General features: G+C 69.2%; 11 protein-coding genes and 1 pseudogene. 6 read left to right on the forward strand and 6 right to left on the reverse strand.

The features are described from left to right. The 3 genes from ACHUEU_RS07300 to ACHUEU_RS07310 are packed head-to-tail and all read right to left on the reverse strand — an operon-like array spanning position 1 to position 4,738. On the reverse strand, positions 1–1,185 hold the full coding sequence (locus ACHUEU_RS07300) for a restriction endonuclease subunit S domain-containing protein (protein ID WP_394215255.1): 1,185 nt from the start codon (positions 1,183–1,185) through the stop codon (positions 1–3). Continuing rightward, on the reverse strand, positions 1,182–2,783 hold the full coding sequence (locus ACHUEU_RS07305; RefSeq protein ID WP_394215256.1) for a type I restriction-modification system subunit M: 1,602 nt from the start codon (positions 2,781–2,783) through the stop codon (positions 1,182–1,184). Before ACHUEU_RS07305 ends, ACHUEU_RS07300 begins: the two co-directional genes overlap by 4 nt. Further along, positions 2,783–4,738 (reverse strand): hypothetical protein, encoded by a 1,956-nt coding sequence (locus ACHUEU_RS07310; protein WP_394215257.1) that lies wholly within the window; start codon positions 4,736–4,738, stop codon positions 2,783–2,785. The genes ACHUEU_RS07305 and ACHUEU_RS07310 overlap by 1 nt, the downstream gene beginning before the upstream one ends. Before the next feature lie 191 nt (positions 4,739–4,929). Between ACHUEU_RS07310 and ACHUEU_RS07315 the strand changes: the two genes are divergently transcribed. From ACHUEU_RS07315 to ACHUEU_RS07335, 5 genes are all read left to right on the forward strand, one after another. After that, complete coding sequence (locus ACHUEU_RS07315; RefSeq protein ID WP_394215258.1) at positions 4,930–5,790, forward strand: hypothetical protein; 861 nt, start codon at positions 4,930–4,932, stop codon at positions 5,788–5,790. A 92-nt stretch (positions 5,791–5,882) separates the two neighbouring features. Beyond that, a complete protein-coding gene (locus ACHUEU_RS07320) occupies positions 5,883–6,377 on the forward strand; it encodes a flavin reductase family protein (protein WP_394215259.1) in 495 nt (164 codons plus the stop codon). A gap of 308 nt (positions 6,378–6,685) precedes the next feature. Then, complete coding sequence (gene betT / locus ACHUEU_RS07325; RefSeq protein WP_394215261.1) at positions 6,686–8,938, forward strand: choline BCCT transporter BetT; 2,253 nt, start codon at positions 6,686–6,688, stop codon at positions 8,936–8,938. Then, complete coding sequence (locus tag ACHUEU_RS07330) at positions 8,931–10,415, forward strand: aldehyde dehydrogenase family protein (protein WP_394215262.1); 1,485 nt, start codon at positions 8,931–8,933, stop codon at positions 10,413–10,415. Before betT ends, ACHUEU_RS07330 begins: the two co-directional genes overlap by 8 nt. Before the next feature lie 88 nt (positions 10,416–10,503). Continuing rightward, positions 10,504–12,093 (forward strand): GMC family oxidoreductase, encoded by a 1,590-nt coding sequence (locus ACHUEU_RS07335; RefSeq protein ID WP_394215263.1) that lies wholly within the window; start codon positions 10,504–10,506, stop codon positions 12,091–12,093. A gap of 157 nt (positions 12,094–12,250) precedes the next feature. On the opposite strand, the gene ACHUEU_RS07340 is transcribed toward ACHUEU_RS07335, so the two are convergent. From ACHUEU_RS07340 to ACHUEU_RS07350, 3 genes and pseudogenes are all read right to left on the reverse strand, one after another. Continuing rightward, the gene (locus ACHUEU_RS07340; RefSeq protein WP_394215264.1) at positions 12,251–13,033 is read right to left on the reverse strand and encodes an alpha/beta fold hydrolase; all 783 of its coding nucleotides are present in this window, start codon (positions 13,031–13,033) and stop codon (positions 12,251–12,253) included. Positions 13,034–13,213: 180 nt separating this feature from the next. Then, positions 13,214–13,792 carry an alcohol dehydrogenase catalytic domain-containing protein gene (locus ACHUEU_RS07345; protein ID WP_394215353.1) on the reverse strand — a complete coding sequence of 193 codons (579 nt, stop codon included), beginning with the start codon at positions 13,790–13,792 and terminating at the stop codon, positions 13,214–13,216. Positions 13,793–13,825: 33 nt separating this feature from the next. Then, positions 13,826–14,944, reverse strand: a pseudogene (locus tag ACHUEU_RS07350) (ATP-binding cassette domain-containing protein); the annotation flags it as partial. Positions 14,945–15,151: 207 nt separating this feature from the next. On the opposite strand from ACHUEU_RS07350, the gene ACHUEU_RS07355 reads away from it, so the two are divergent. Beyond that, the gene (locus ACHUEU_RS07355; RefSeq protein ID WP_394215265.1) at positions 15,152–15,484 is read left to right on the forward strand and encodes a hypothetical protein; all 333 of its coding nucleotides are present in this window, start codon (positions 15,152–15,154) and stop codon (positions 15,482–15,484) included. Positions 15,485–15,496 lie beyond the last annotated feature (12 nt).

A 15,496-nucleotide genomic window follows, 5' to 3' on the forward strand; every position in this document is an offset into this window, starting at 1 on the left:
TCAGAGGACTCCTTCTACGGTTTTCTCGGCATCTTTGACGGTGATCTTGCCGGACATCAGTAGCGGGAGGAGTTCGTCGCGGGTTGCGGCGAGGAGGACAGTTCCCTGCTCAGCTTGCACCGCGCGGTCGAGAAGGGCCGCCAAGCTACTCTCCAACTGACCTCCGTGGTCCTCAGGAATCGGCAGGCGTGCATTCCGTACGTCGCTCCCATTAACCGAGGCAAACACCGTCCCACCACCTTGATGCTCATCCCAGATCTCCTTGAATTCTCGCAGACAGAAGTGGAGAGTAGCCGGACGCTCGTTAGACGAAATGGAAGCAAGACCTCGACCGATACAAACCTCTTCGATCGCAAAGTTCACGGCCCCCACTGGCGCACGCACGGCGAACAATGTGGAGCGCGTGGGCGAAGTTCGCACTGGGCTCTCGGTACTTACTCGAGGGCCTGGAAACACTTCTCCAAAATCGCGAACACCCTGATAAAAGGGCATCCCAATGCCCTCTTCATTCAGGAGTTCGCCTTTCGGAGACGACCCCATGACCACGTCTGCAACGTCAACGAGCGCTAGCGTCTTCGATGCATTCTTTCTCACCAACGACCCCCCCAGAGCAAACGCTGCAGCCGACAAGCGCTTGTTCGCTGCAATCTTGTCGTCGAGGGCTGCAAGAACCTCGGAAACACCTTCCTGTGCACGAAAAGTTGGAAGACTCACCGCGTACTCTCGTTCAAATTCTTTAAATCGGAAGTTCGAAATGCCGGTCGATTGATTCTGATACCCCCAAGCACCCCCATTATTCCACCATGCCTGAAGTCGATAATAAAGCCAACGAGGTTCAACTATGGTTGAGTCTGGGCGGACCAGGCGGCAGAAGCTCGCTGGAATGATTGGGGCTCGCGAAGATTCGATCATCGAACGTGAAACGAATACACTTCGGCCCGTCGGCCGATCCCTTGTTCCTCCCGAGATCTCGAATACAATGTCTCCCGGCCGAAGTGCTCGCTTTTCGACCGCTGCTGAGTTTTCAAATCTCACTGGCAGGCCGCTGACATCCTGGAGTGCCACCGACGGAAAATCAGCACCGCGAATAATTGCGGTTTGAACCGTCTCGCCGGAAGGAGTGTCCGCTCCCCAACCTCCACCGATCACATACCCAAAAAACGATCCGATAGGCAATACGCTCACGCCAACCTCCCCAGCTGTTCCCGCACCACCGCGTCGAGCCGTGCGGACTCATCCAGCGATGCAGTGAGCTCCTGCATCAGCCGCTCGATCTTCTCGTCGATCGGCTCGTCGTCCTCCTCCGCTTCCGGAGCACCGACGAAGCGTCCCGGCGTCACGGCCCAACCCGCCTGTTCGATCTCCTCGATCGTGGCGCTCTTGCAGAAGCCGGGCACGTCCTCGTACTTGCCCTCGGCGGAGTCGCGGCCGCGCCAGGTGCGGAAGGTGTTGGCGATCTGGTGGATGTCCTCGTCGGAGAAGGTGCGCTCCACGCGGTCGATCATGTGCCCGCTCTCGCGGGCGTCGATGAACAGCACCTCGCGGCTGCGGTCGTTCACACCCTTCGACCCGGCGGTCTTGTCGTTCGCGAAGAACCACACGCACACCGGGATCGCGACCGAGCGGAACAGGTTCGGCGGCATCGCGATGACGGCAGAGACCACGCCCGCCTGCAGCATCTGCTTGCGGATCTCGCCCTCTCCCCCGGTGTTCGAGGCCATGGTGCCGTTGGCCATCACCACGGCCGCCTCGCCCTGGGCGGAGAGCTTGGAGAGGATGTGCTGCATCCAGGCGTAGTTCGCATTCCGCACCGGAGGCACGCCGTAGGTCCAGCGGGGATCGTCCTCGTTACGGGACCAGTCCTTGATGTTGAACGGCGGGTTCGCCAGCACGTAGTCCGCGACCAGGTTCGGATGGATGTCGCGGGCGAAGGTGTCGCCCCAGCGAGCGCCGAGACCTTGGGAGTCCATGCCGTGGATGGCGAGGTTCATCTTCGCCATCCGCCAGGTGCGCTCGTTGAGCTCCTGGCCGTAGACGGCGATGTTCGTCGGGTCCTCGTCGTGCGCGGCGAGGAACTTCTCGGCCTGCACGAACATGCCACCGCTGCCGCAGCACGGATCGTAGACCCGGCCCTTATGCGGCTCGAGGATCTCCACCAGGGTGCGCACCAGCACCGGCGGGGTGTAGAACTCGCCGCCGCGCTTGCCCTCGGCCTTGGCGAACTTGTCCAGGAAGTACTCGTAGACCTCGCCCAGCAGGTCGCGGGCCTTGCTGGCGCCCTGGCCGGTGAAGCGGGCGGAGTTCAGCAGGTCCACCAGCTCGCCCAGGCGGCGCTGGTCCACGTTGTCGCGGCCGTAGATCCGCGGCAGGGTGCCCTCGAGCGAGGTGTTGTCGGTGCCCAGGTGGGTCATCGCGGCGTCGATGAGGTCGCCGACGGTCTGGCGGTCGGTCGTCGCATCAGCCTGGGTGCCCTTGGCGTGGGTGGCGATGTACTCCCAGCGGGCGGTGGGGGCCACCCAGAACACGCCGGAGCCGGTGTACTCGTCGACTTCCTCGAGGGTCTCGGCGATGAAGTCCTCGCCCTCGCCGGCGAGCTCGGCGCGGATCGCCTCGCGGCGCTCCTCGAAGGCGTCGGAGACGTACTTGAGGAACACGAGCCCGAGGACCACATCCTTGTACTGGCTGGCGTCCATGGAGCCGCGGAGCTTGTCCGCCGCCTTCCACAGCGTGTCCTTGAGCTCCTTGGGCGTCGAGGGCGCCAAGGTGGCCTGCGTGGTGGCCATCAGTTCTCCTTCGTGGGGGTGGTGATCGTGGCGGCGAGGGTTCCGGCCGCCACGGCCTGGATGAGTTCGTCCTCGAGGTGGTCGAGGGTCGACAGCTGTCGGCGCAGCTCGGCACGGCGTTCCTGCAGCCGCAGCGCGGCGGCGTCGAGGGCGGGGACCGCCTCGGCGGGGACGGTGCGCAGCCGCCAGGTGCGCCGGTCGCGGCCTTCCTGGCCGGCGATGTCCGCGGCGAGCGCCTGCGGATGCAGGACCCGGTCCCGGCGGGGCTCGGGGAGGCAGCGCAGGGCCCGGACGGGGGCTTGGAGCACATGGCCTCCCGCGGTGTCGACGAAGGCGGCGACGCCGCCCTCCGCGGTGAACACCACGTCGCCAGGGGCGGTGAAGGTGCTGCGCGCGGCCACCTTCTCCAAGACCAGGCGATCGATCGCCCGGTCGCCGAGGCGCTGGGGGTCGCGGACCTCCTGCGGTCCGATCACCGCGACGCTGCCCGCGGCCGGGGCGCCGATCGCGTCCGGGGGCAGTCGGGTGCCGCGGATCTCGCGGGCGAACCCGTCCAGGGCGTCCGCCCAGGCGACGGTGGGATCGGCGCCGTCCTCACCGGTGGCCAGCAGGCTGAGGGTCTGGCCGAGCATTCCGTCGTCGAGCTCCCAGAGCCGGGCGAGGCTCTCGCCGCCGCTGCGCTCCGGGCGGGAGAACGGGGTGAGCACGAGGTCCCGCCGGCGCAGCAGGGCAGGGGTGGCCAGGCGGGTGCTGCGCAGGAAGGCGTGAGCGGTCAGCGCGGTGCCCCCGGTGAGCGCCGCGGTGACATCGGCGGCGATCGCGGCCCGCGACGAGGCATCCAGCGAGGTGTCCGCATGCTCCCCGTAGACGGTCCAGTCCGTGCCGGCGTGGGGCACCGCGGTGCCGAACACCCACAGCGCGAGCCGGCGTCGGCCGCCGAAGCGGCTGAGGCCCTTCGGCAGGCGGGCCGCGTAGCGCAGCGGTGCCGGGCTCTGCGGCGTGGGCAGCAGCAGCCGGTGGCGGGCGGCGCGCACCTGCTCGTCAGTGATCCCGTCGACCAGGAGCTCGCAGGGTCCGATGACCACGGCGGCGTCCTGCGGGCCGAGGTCCAGCAGCACCGATTCGACCTGTGTGAAGAAGGCGTGCGGGTCCGGGACGTCTTGGTGCTGACAGAGCGCGAGATGCGGCGCCCCGTCACTGGCCGGGCCCACCGCGTCCGGCCCGGCGTGTGCGGCGAGCATCCGCATCGCCGCCCGGGTGACGGGCTCCTGCACCTCCGGGTCATCGAGGCCGAATGCCGGCTGCCGTTCATCGCTGAGCAGGGCGGAGAGCGCGGTGGCCAGGAGCAGGCCGCCGCGTCCCTGTGGATCGAGGCGGAAGGGGGCCTGGTCCAGCAGTCCGCGCAGCACCTCGAGGAGCACCGAGGTGCCGGCCGGGGTGAGGGCTTCGCCGGCCCAGGGTCCGTCGGACTGGGCGAAGGAGGTGATCAGCCGGTCCAGCAGGCCCCGGCCGGAGAAGGCCGCCTCGGCGAGCTCGTCGATGGCTCGCACGAGTGCGGTGCGCTCGAGGAGCTCCGCGAGATGCTCGCGGGCGACCAGAGCGCCGAGCTCGTACGCAGCGGTTCCGGCGAGAACCTCGCCGGCGGTGAGGGTGGACAGCGGGCCACCCACGAGGTCGTGGACGAGCAGCAGGGTCGAGGTGGCGTCGAGATCCTCTCGCAGCTGCTCGAACTGCGAGGAGTGCAGGAGCACCTCCACGGGGGCCTCGGGGTTGTTGCCCCGCCCGGTCGCCTCCAGCCAGGCGGCGACCTCGCCGGTATCGAAGAGGAGGTCCTCCGCCGACAGCGGCGGCGGGAACGGATGGTCGCTGCCGGTGGAGCGGGAGCGCCATACGCTGACCACTTCGCGGCGCACCTGGGTGAGGTCCGCGATGGACTGCATCGTCAACGTCGGCACGGCTCACCTCCTGATCGGCATCGGAGTCACCGTACTGGACGGCAAAGACATTCCGAGCGGAATGCTCGATAAGGACGCTTATCAATGGTTGCCCCGCCATGTGTCCGAGGTGTCTCGCATGCTCGATCTGTGCCTGACCGTCCGTCGGAGTCCCCCGACGCGGCCCCCACCTCATTCCATCAGGAGATCACATGTCCCCCTCACGGACCCTCCCCTCGGCTGCGCAGCGCAGCCGCTCCCTGCGTCTGCTCGGCAGCGGCGTCGCCGGCACGCTCGCGACGCTCGTCCTGCTCAGCGGGTGCGGCGCCGTACCTGCCTCCTCCGAGGGCGAGGACCAGGTCGCGAACCCGCCGGTCGCCGCCGCCGAGGCAGAACCCATCGAGGAGGACAGCGCGGGCCACACCAGCACGGGCTCCGAGGATTCCGAGGATTCTGCGGATTCTGCGCCCGCGACCTCCGCCGAGGCAGAGCCGGCGGAGACCACCTCGGACCCCGCTGCAGAGAAGACGACTCCGGAGCCCGCCGAGCCGCAGTCCTTCTCCGGGACGGGAGCCGAGGTGGTGATCCTCGAACCGCTGGGCGAGGACTTCTTCTTCGCCACCGTCACCCACGACGGTTCACGCAACGTGGCCCTGTGGTCCGTGGACGAGAACGGGCAGGACCTCGACCTGATGGTCAACCAGATCGGGACCTACGAGGGCCAGGTCGCGCTCAACTTCCGCGAGGACCCCGCCGCGATCCGGGTGGAGGCGGACGGGAACTGGACCATCGATCTCGTCCCTCTCAGCGACGCCCCGCGCTGGGACGGCGAGTCGGCATACGAGGGCACGGGTGACTCCATCGTCCTCGTCGGCGATGTCGCCGACGGGCTCACCCCGGTGACCCTCACCCATGACGGCGAGCGGAACTTCGCGATCTGGGCCTGGGGCGAGAGCTACCCCGACCTGATCGTCAACGACATCGGCGCCTACGACGGCACCACGCTGCTGCCCGACGGCTCCGTGGCCCTGCAGGTCAGCGCCGATGGGAACTGGTCGATCGCCAAGAACTGACCGGGCTGGTCCCGCTGAGGCCGACGTGCCGCCGACCACTCGGCGCGCACGTCGGCCCCTGCCCGTCGCCGGTGCGCCCTACAGTGAAAGCCATGCTGTCCGACTCCGCGCTCCGAGAAGCGTTCTCGCACTTCCCCCAGGGCCTCGTCCTGGTGGCGGCGGAGGTGGACGGCGTCCGCCACGGTCTGGTCGCCTCGACGTTCACCGTCGGCATCTCCCTGGACCCGCCGCTGGTCTCCTTCGCGGTGCAGCACAGCTCGCGCACCTGGCCCCTCCTGCGCGCGCACGGACACCTCGGAGTGTCGCTGCTGGGGAGCGCGCAGCTGCCGGTGGCACGTCAGCTCGCCGCGACGGATCGTGGGCGCCGCTTCGACGGGGTCGACGTGGCCGTTGATGCGCAGGGTGCCCTGCTGGTGAAGGACGCCCCGGCATGGATGACGGTGCGCGTCCACGACCAGCTGCGGGCCGGGGATCATGACCTGGTGCTGCTCGAGGTGCGATCGATCGGCAGCCTCCCCGAGGCCGAGGCGCTGGTCTTCCACCGCAGCCGCTTCAAGGAGCTGGCCCACGAGGATCTGCCCGCCTGAGCTCCGGGCGAGCGCCGGCGCCCGCGAGCGGTACCCACGAGTCAGGGAAGGCCTCCTGAACACCGGGCGTGATGCAGGAAGCAGCGGATGCACCGCCCGGGTTCGACGGCGTCGTTCTTCCCGGATCCCGCAAGTGACTACTCGGTCACTTACGGGGTGTCCCGTTGGGCCCGGGCCCCGAACCGACCTAGGGTCGAACGGCCTGCGACCTGGGGATGCCTCTCCGGCCGCCGGCCCCGATCCCCAGCCGGACCTGGTCGCCGCGCGAGCAGATCCGCGCCGCTCCCACCGTGAACGAAAGGACCGTGATGGCTGAGGCCACTCCCCCTCCTCGCCCCGCAGACTCCCTCGGAGACGGGGGGAATCCCGGCAGCGGGGACGGAGGACCGGACTCCTCCTCCACCGCTGCCGCGAGGCCCACCCGTTCCCCGGTGAACTGGCCGGTGTTCCTCGGCACCGCCGTGATCATCGTCGGCTTCGTGCTGTTCGCCGGGATCTGGCCGGACACCGCAGCGGACGTCATCTTCGGCTCCATGGCGTGGGTGGCCACGAACTTCGGCTGGTACTACGTCCTCACCGCCGCCATCGTGGTGGTGTTCGTGCTGATCGTCGCGTTCTCCAAGGTGGGCGGCACGAAGATGGGGCCGGACCATTCGCTGCCGAAGTACAACATGTTCACCTGGGCGGCCATGCTGTTCGCGGCCGGCATCGGCGTGGACCTGATGTTCTTCGGCATCTCCGGACCCGCCACGAATCTCCTCACCCCGCCGGACGTCCCCGCCGGGTCCGCAGAGGCCGCGCGGATGGCGACGATCTGGACGATCTTCCACTACGGGATCCCCGGCTGGGCGATGTATGCGCTGATGGGCATGGCCTTCGGCCTCTTCGCCTACCGCTACCACCTGCCGCTGTCGATCCGCTCCGCACTGGCGCCGATCTTCGGCAAGCGGATCCATGGGCCCATCGGCCACGTCGCCGAGATCGGCGCGACCATCGGCACCATCTTCGGCATCTCGGTGTCCCTCGGCATCGGCGTGGTCTTCCTCAACTTCGGGCTCTCCGCGCTGTTCGGCATCCCGAACTCGGTCGCGGTGCAGATCGCCCTCATGGGGCTGGCCGTGTTGATCACCATCCTCTCGACCGTCTCCGGGGTGGACAAGGGCATCCGTCGGCTCTCCGAGCTCAACGTGCTCCTCGCCCTGGTCCTGATGCTCTGGGTGCTGTTCTCCGGGAACACCCATCAGCTGCTGAACTCGCTGGTCCAGAACATCGGCGACTTCTTCTCGCAGTTCCCCTCGATGCTGATGAACACCTTCGCCTACAGCGACGGCACGGCGGACTATCCTGCGGACCAGTGGATGGCCGACTGGACGCTGTTCTTCTGGGCCTGGTGGATCGCCTGGGCGCCCTTCGTGAGCCTGTTCCTGGCGCGCATCTCCCGGGGCCGCACCCTGCGCCAGTTCGTGGTCGGCGTGCTGCTGATCCCGTTCTCCTTCATCCTGCTGTGGGTCTCGATCTTCGGGAATGCCGCCCTGAGCTTCTTCGACGACGAGACGTTCCTGGACCTCGCCGTGAACCAGCCCGAGTCCGGGTTCTTCAACCTGCTCGAGCAGTACCCGGGCTCGACCTTCACCGTCACCCTCGCCCTGCTCACCGGTCTGTTCTTCTACACCACCTCGGCGGACTCCGGCTCGCTGGTGATGGCGAACATGACCTCCAAGACCACCACCGCGGACTCGGACGGCCCGCCGTGGCTGCGCATCGTGTGGGCCGTGATCACCGGCGCCCTGACCCTCGTGATGCTGTTCATCAACGGCGTCTACACCCTGCAGGCCGCGACCGTGATGGTGGGGCTGCCGCTGTCCGTGATGCTGTACCTGGTGATGTTCAGCCTGTGGAAGGTGCTCAAGACCGAGAGCATCAGCCTCGAATCCCGGCAGGCGACGCTTCCCGGGCTGCTGACCAGCCGGGTCCGCGAGGCCGGGGGCGGCGAGCGGGGGTCGTGGCGCACGCGCCTCCAGCACCGCATGTCCTATGCCTCCGCCGAGCAGGCGAGGACCTTCATCGACACCGTGGCCACCCCCGCCGTCGAGGAGGTCGCGGAAGAGCTGAGGACGCTCGGGGCCGACGTCGCCTGCCAGCGCGGCGCCCATCCGGACAGCGCGCTGCCCTTCGTGGACCTGGTCGTCTCCTTCCCCGAGGGCGAGGACTTCAAGTACCAGACCTATCCGGTGGCCTACTCGACGCCGAGCTTCGCGGCGAACCTGGCCGCGGTGCGTGAGACCTACTACCGGGTCGAGATCTTCTCGTCCCTCGGCTCCCGTGGCCACGACATCATGGGGTACTCCCAGGAGCAGGTGATCGCCGATCTCCTGGACTCCTACGATGCGCACATCATGTACCTGACCCTGAGCTCCGAGATCGGCACGGCGACGGGCGCGGTCCCCGTGACCGCGCCGAACACCTGGGCCGATACCGACCACATCCACCGCCCCGCAGGCTCCGCGCCGACACAGCACGAGCCCGCAGCGACCACCGACCCGAAGGAGCGACATGACTGAGACCACCGCCACCCTGTTCATCGACGGAGAGTGGGTCGCCTCGTCCTCCGGCGAGACCCGCACGGTGCTCTGCCCGGCCGATCAGAGCGAGGTCGGTGTGGTCTCCGAGGCCACCGCGGAGGACGTCGAGCGGGCGATCCTCGCGGCCCGTCGGGCCTTCGAGTCCCGTATCTGGGCCGACCGGCCCGCCACCGAGCGCGGCGACCTGCTGCTGGAAGTCGCCGACAAGCTGCAGGAGCGCAAGGCCGAGTTCGCCCGCGCCGAGGCCTTCGACACCGGCAAGCGTCTGGTCGAGGCCGAGGGCGATATGGACGACATCACCGCCTGCTTCCGCTACTTCGGCAAGGTCGCCGGCCAGAACCCGGGCCGCCTGATCGATGCCGGGGACCAGAGCGTGATCTCCCGCGTGGTCCACGAGCCGATCGGCGTGTGCGGCATGATCACGCCCTGGAACTTCCCGCTGCTGCAGGCCGCGTGGAAGATCGCCCCGGCTCTCGCGGCCGGCAACTCCTTCGTCATCAAGCCCGCCGAGCTCACCCCGCACACCACCATCCTGATCCTCGACGTGCTGGACCGGCTGGGCCTGCCCGCCGGGGTCGCGAACCTGGTCCTCGGGGACGGCGCCGTGGTCGGGGCACCGCTGTCCTCCCACCCGGAGATCGACCTGATCTCCTTCACCGGAGGCCTGGTCACCGGGCGGAAGATCGCGGCGGCCGCCGCGCCGGGCATCAAGAAGGTCGCCCTCGAGCTGGGTGGGAAGAACCCCAACGTGGTGTTCGCCGACGCCGACTACGAGGCCGCGCTCGACAACGCGCTGAACGCCGCGTTCATGGACTCCGGCCTGCTGTGCTCGGCAGGCACGCGCCTGGTCGTGCAGGACACCATCGCCGAACGGTTCGTCGATGACCTGGTGGCCCGCGCCGAGGGCATCGTGATGGGCGGCCCGTTGGACGAGCAGGCGGAGACCGGCCCGCTGATCTCGAAGGAGCATCGCGACAAGGTCACCGACTACGTCCAGCGCGGCATCGCGGCCGGGGCCCGGCTGCGCACCGGCGGCCACTGGGGCGGACCCGAGCACGAGCAGGGCTTCTTCTTCGCGCCGACCGTGCTGGATGAGTGCACCTCCGAGAACCCCGCGGTGATCGAGGAGGGCTTCGGACCGGTCATCACCGTCGAGACCTTCTCCACCGAACAGGAGGCGATCGCGATCGCCAACCACACCGAGTACGGCCTGGCCGGCGGCGTGTGGACCTCGGATTCCGGGGTCGCGAACCGGGTCTCGCGGCGCCTGCGCCACGGCACCATCTGGATCAACGACTACCACCCCTACCTGCCGCAGGCGGAATGGGGCGGCTTCAAGATGTCGGGCGTCGGCCGCGAGCTGGGCCCCACCGGTCTCGAGGAGTACACCGAGTCCAAGCACATCTACGAGAACACCGAGCCGGCCGTCACCGGCTGGTTCCCGCGCAAGGGCTGAGCCCGGCGCCACCGGGCCGTCCCGCGCCGCCTGGCGCGGGACGGCCCCTCCCCCGCATCACCCCGTTCATCCACAGGAAGCAGGAGACATGCCCGAGAAGGACCCCACCTCCGAGAACCCCATCGCCGAGTTCGACTACCTCATCGTCGGCGGCGGCTCCGCCGGCGCGGCCCTGGCCGCCCGCCTCAGCGAGGACCCGGGCGTCGATGTGGCCCTGCTCGAGGCCGGTCCCTCCGACCTCGAGCACCAGGAGGTGCTGCAGCTGAAGCGCTGGCCCGAACTGCTGGAGTCGGGGCTGGACTGGGACTACCCGATCGAGCCGCAGGAGAGGGGCAACTCGTTCATGCGCCACGCCCGTGCGAAGGTGCTGGGCGGCTGCTCCTCGCACAACTCCTGCATCGCCTTCCACCCGCCGGCGGAGGACATGAACCGGTGGGAGCAGCTCGGCGCCGAGGGATGGAACGCGGAGACGATCATGCCGCTGATCGCGCGCCTGGAGACGAACATGTCCCGCACCGGTGAGGGCCACGGCACCGACGGTCCGGTGCACCTGATGGATGTGCCGCCCGAGGATCCCGTGGGCGCCGCGCTGCTGGAGGCCTGCGAGCAGGCCGGCATCCCCAGGGCCACGTTCAACGACTTCGAGACCGTGGTCAACGGCGCGAACTGGTTCCAGGTGAACCGTCAGGCGGACGGCACCCGCGCCTCCTCCTCCGTCTCCTACCTGCACCCGAACCTGGAGCGGGGAAACCTGCACGTCCTCACCGGTCTGCAGGTGATGCGGGTGCTCTTCGACGACGAGCAGCGCGCCACGGGCGTGGAGTACATCGACAACGCCTTCGACCGCTCCTCGCTCATGCACGCCCGCCGCGAGGTGATCCTCTCCGCCGGGGCGATCGACTCCCCCAAGCTGCTGATGCTCTCCGGGATCGGCCCCGCCGAGCACCTGCGCGAAGTGGGCATCGAGGTGCGGGTGGACTCCCCCGGCGTCGGCTCGAACCTGCAGGACCACCCCGAAGCGGTCATCTCCTGGGAATCCGCGCAGACGATGACCCGCGAGTCCACGCAGTGGTGGGAGATCGGCATCTTCGCCGCCACCCAGGAGGGCCTGGACCTGCCGGACCTGATGATGCACTACGGTTCGGTGCCCTTCGACATGCACACCCGACGCCAGGGCTACCCCACCTCACCGGAGTCCTTCGCGCTCACCCCGAACGTCACCCACGCCCGCTCGCGCGGCACGGTGCGGCTGCGCACGATCGACTATCGCGACAAGCCGAAGGTCGACCCGCGCTACTTCACCGACGAGGAGGGTCATGACATGGCCGTGGCCGTCGCCGGTATCCGCAGGGCCCGCGAGATCGTCTCCCAGCCCGGCATGGACGCCTACCGCGGCCGGGAGCTGTTCCCGGGCGAGGCCGTGCAGTCCGATGAGGAGATCGCCGACTACGTCGCCGCCACCCACAACACCGTCTACCACCCCGCCGGCACCTGCCGGATGGGCGCGATCGACGATGACATGTCGCCGCTGGACCCGCAGCTGCGGGTCAAGGGCGTCACGGGCCTGCGCGTGGTCGACGGTTCGGTGATGCCGCAGCTGGTCGCGGTGAACCCCAACCTCACCACCATGCTGATCGGCGAGCGGGCCGCGGACCTGATCCGCGGCGAGCACAGTTGACCGCCGCCTTACGCGCGGGCCCTGCGGCGTGTTCGCCGCAGGGACCGCTGTGATCTGATGCGAGCGCGACGTCAGAGATGAAGGACGAAGATCTCGTCACGGACGATCCGGCTCCCGGGATGCCGTGGCGAGGCGGCGGAGGGGATTCGAGCACGCGTCAGTGAGTACCGGTCAGGATGAGCTCCACCGCCGCGTGCGGCGCGTCCCATTGCGGGAAGTGTCCGCACCGGGGGAACCAGTGCAGCGTCGCATCGGGGAACGCCGCAACAGCCCGATGGGCCTGCCGCGGAACGGTGACGAGGTCTCGACGTCCCCAACCGATGGTGACGCGACCGGGGACCGTCCCGGGCGGAGCTCCCTGCTGCGTGGGCCCCTTCGTGAGCGCGTCCATCGTCGCATCCGTCGCAGCAGCATCGGCCAACCCGAGCAGGTCGGGCAGCACAGTCTGCTGCGTCAGCGACCACGGGTGGGCCGAGAACTGCGCGAGCAGCGCGGTTCGACTGACGCGATTGCCCAACAGCGCCGGCAGGACACCTCGCACAGCACGGACCAGGACGATCGAGGGCCGAAGCGTATAGCTGAAGACGGCCAGCTCGCGCTCGCTCCAGAAACCACCAGGGTCCAGCGCCACGGTGTCACCACCGACGCCGCGTCTGGCGAGCTCGAGCACGATCCGCCCACCCAACGACTGCCCGGCAGTGGCAACGCCGTCCAGGCCCTGCTCGCCGATGAATTGTGCGACCGAGTCGGCGAGCGCGGCGATCGACACCTCGCCAGGCAGCGGCGCCGACTGGCCGAATCCGGGTAGGTCGACCGCGATCACCTCCCGGTGCGCGGCCAATGCGTCGATGATCGGGTCCCAGGAGCGCAGACCCGCCCCGAGGCCGTGCACCAGCAGTAGCGGGCTTCCGCCGCCTCTCCGGACATGGTGAAGGTTCATCACACCACTGTACGGCGGGGTTCGGCGCCGAACCGTCCCAGCGACCGATCCTCTACCGGACGTGCGGTCCTCGTGCAGGGGACGTCGGGCATCCGTGCGGTGGAGCTCGAAAACTGAAAACCGAGGCCATGGTGATCGGTGCCGGCGGGCCGATGGTGGAGGTGCGGGGCCGTCCTGCGTCTACCGGAGGCTCAGCGGGTCGTGTCGATGAAAAGCTTGCCGCGGGCCGATCCCTCCCGGCGTATCTCGAAGGCGGTCGGAGGCGGTGCCGATCACGGTCGCGCCCCGCTCACGCGCGAGCTGCGCGGCGAGGTAGCCGACGCCGCCGGAGGCGGCATGGATGAGCAGGGTGTCCGCGCCGGTCAGCGCCGGCGTCTCGAGGCTGCGCAGCGCCCTCAGGCCGGTCAGCGGCAGGCCCGCGGCGGAGTCGAATCCGACACCCTCCGAGATCGCGGCGACCGAGGTGGCGGGCAGCGCGACGTACTCGGCGAAGGGGCCGCCGTGGACGACGTCCTTGCGTCCGTAGGAGGCGCCGCGGTCACCGGGGGCGAACTCCGGGGCGTCCGGCCCGACGGTCGCGACCACGCCAGCGACGTCCCAGCCGGGGATCGCGGGGAAGACGGTGTCGATGAGGGCGTCCAGACCGCCGCTCATCAGCTTCCAGTCGACGGGGTTCGCGGAGGCCAGCGCCACCCGGATCAGGAGTGAGGGTCGGGCTGCAGCGACCGCAGAAACCTGGGAGTCCACTGTGGCCCGCATGTCCGTATCCGGGGATGGTGGCCGCTGCGCCCAGAGCTCGCGGACCTGTCCTGCCTCGACGTGCGAGCGCCGGTCGCTGCGCACCGTCTCCAGCATGCGGCGGTCGTGGGTGACCAGCAGCAGTGTGCCCTGGTAGCTCTCCAGCGCCTGCTCGAGCTGTTCGATGGCGGGCAGGTCGAGGTGGTTGGTGGGCTCGTCGAGCACCAGCAGGTTCACGTCGCGGGCCTGCAGCAGGGCGAGCCCGGCGCGGGTGCGCTCCCCCGGTGACAGCTCGGCGGCGGGGCGGTCCACGTGGTCCGCCCGCAGCGCGAACTTCGCCAGCAGCGTGCGCACCTCCGCCCCGCTCAGCGCGGGCAGCGGGGTCTCGATGACCTCGGCCAGCGGCGCAGCGCCGGTGAACAGCGAGCGGGCCTGGTCGATCTCGCCGATCCGCACGCTCGCCCCGAGGGCGGCCGAGCCCTCGTCGACCTCGCGGGCCCCCAGCAGGACCTGCAGCAGGGTCGATTTCCCGGCCCCGTTGGCGCCGGTGATCCCGATCCGATCCCCGGCATCGACCTGCACCGAGACCGGGCCCAGGGTGAAGCCGCCCTGGCGCACCACGGCGCCGGCGAGCATCGCCACCACCGAGCCGGAGCGAGGGGCGGCACCGATCGAGAACTGCAGCTGCCACTCCTTGCGGGGCTCGGCGACCACGTCGAGCCGTGCGATCCGGCTCTCCATCTGCCGCATCTTGCGCGCCTGCTTCTCGCTGGACTCGGACTGTGCGCGGCGGCGGATCTTGTCGTTGTCCGGGGCCTTCTTCATCGCGTTGCGCACGCCCTGGGTGGACCATTCGCGCTGGGTGCGGGCCCGGGAGACCAGATCGGCCCTGGTCGCGGCGAACTGGTCGTGCTGCTCGCGGGCGTGGCGACGCACGGTGGTGCGCTCCTCGAGGCAGGCCTCGTACCCGCCGCCGTAGAGGCGGTGGGAGTGCTGGGCGTGATCGAGCTCGAGCACCTCGGTGACGCAGCGGGCCAGGAACTCGCGGTCGTGGCTGACCAGCACCGCTCCCCCGCGCAGTGCCCGGACGAAGTCCTCCAGCCGCTGGAGCCCCTCGAGGTCGAGATCGTTGGTGGGCTCGTCCAGCAGCACCAGGTCGAAGCGGCTCAGAAAGGGCCCTCGGACCGATGCCGTCCCCTCCGTGCAGGACGCCGGGCCCCGCACCCCACGTACCTGGGACGCCGAACCGTTACATGGACAATGTGTCGAAATGTCCGATTCGTGCGGCATGCTGTACCTGTCCCCGCGACGACGACAGGCATGCCTCTCGAGTCGCCATGAGCCGCTGTCGCTCGGTCCCGTCCCCGTGGAAGGAAATGCATGCTCTTCACCCGCCCCATGGTCGAGGCTTTCGGCGACTGGCTGGAACGCGAACAGATCCATCACGCCCTCGTGCATGCCCGCCCGGACCTCGCGGGTCGGCTCGTGCTCGACGAGGAGCGACCGCTGCTGCGGATCCCGTTGACGGACGGCACCACCGTGCTCGTGGCGAAGACCGACGCGGAGCCCGGCGCCGGGTGGATGCTCGGGGTCCCCCACCCGCACTCCCCGACGCTGCACGAGACGGGCACCCTCGGCGAGCTGGTCCGGCGGGTGCTCGAGGTCCTGGATGTCCGCTCGCCCCGCGCCGCCGCGGCTCGCGCCGTCCCGTGAGCGAGCGGGCTG

The sequence above is a fragment of the Brachybacterium vulturis genome (assembly GCF_043641765.1).
Classification (GTDB): domain Bacteria; phylum Actinomycetota; class Actinomycetes; order Actinomycetales; family Dermabacteraceae; genus Brachybacterium; species Brachybacterium vulturis_A.

Excerpts from the sequence above, each read along its gene's own strand:
- ACHUEU_RS07305 (WP_394215256.1), bottom strand. The coding sequence starts at position 2,783 with ATGGCCACCACGCAGGCCACCTTGGCGCCCTCGACGCCCAAGGAGCTC.
- ACHUEU_RS07315 (WP_394215258.1), top strand. The coding sequence starts at position 4,930 with ATGTCCCCCTCACGGACCCTCCCCTCGGCTGCGCAGCGCAGCCGCTCC.
- ACHUEU_RS07320 (WP_394215259.1), top strand. The coding sequence starts at position 5,883 with ATGCTGTCCGACTCCGCGCTCCGAGAAGCGTTCTCGCACTTCCCCCAG.
- betT (WP_394215261.1), top strand. The coding sequence starts at position 6,686 with ATGGCTGAGGCCACTCCCCCTCCTCGCCCCGCAGACTCCCTCGGAGAC.
- ACHUEU_RS07330 (WP_394215262.1), top strand. The coding sequence starts at position 8,931 with ATGACTGAGACCACCGCCACCCTGTTCATCGACGGAGAGTGGGTCGCC.
- ACHUEU_RS07335 (WP_394215263.1), top strand. The coding sequence starts at position 10,504 with ATGCCCGAGAAGGACCCCACCTCCGAGAACCCCATCGCCGAGTTCGAC.
- ACHUEU_RS07340 (WP_394215264.1), bottom strand. The coding sequence starts at position 13,033 with ATGAACCTTCACCATGTCCGGAGAGGCGGCGGAAGCCCGCTACTGCTG.
- ACHUEU_RS07345 (WP_394215353.1), bottom strand. The coding sequence starts at position 13,792 with ATGCGGGCCACAGTGGACTCCCAGGTTTCTGCGGTCGCTGCAGCCCGA.
- ACHUEU_RS07355 (WP_394215265.1), top strand. The coding sequence starts at position 15,152 with ATGCTCTTCACCCGCCCCATGGTCGAGGCTTTCGGCGACTGGCTGGAA.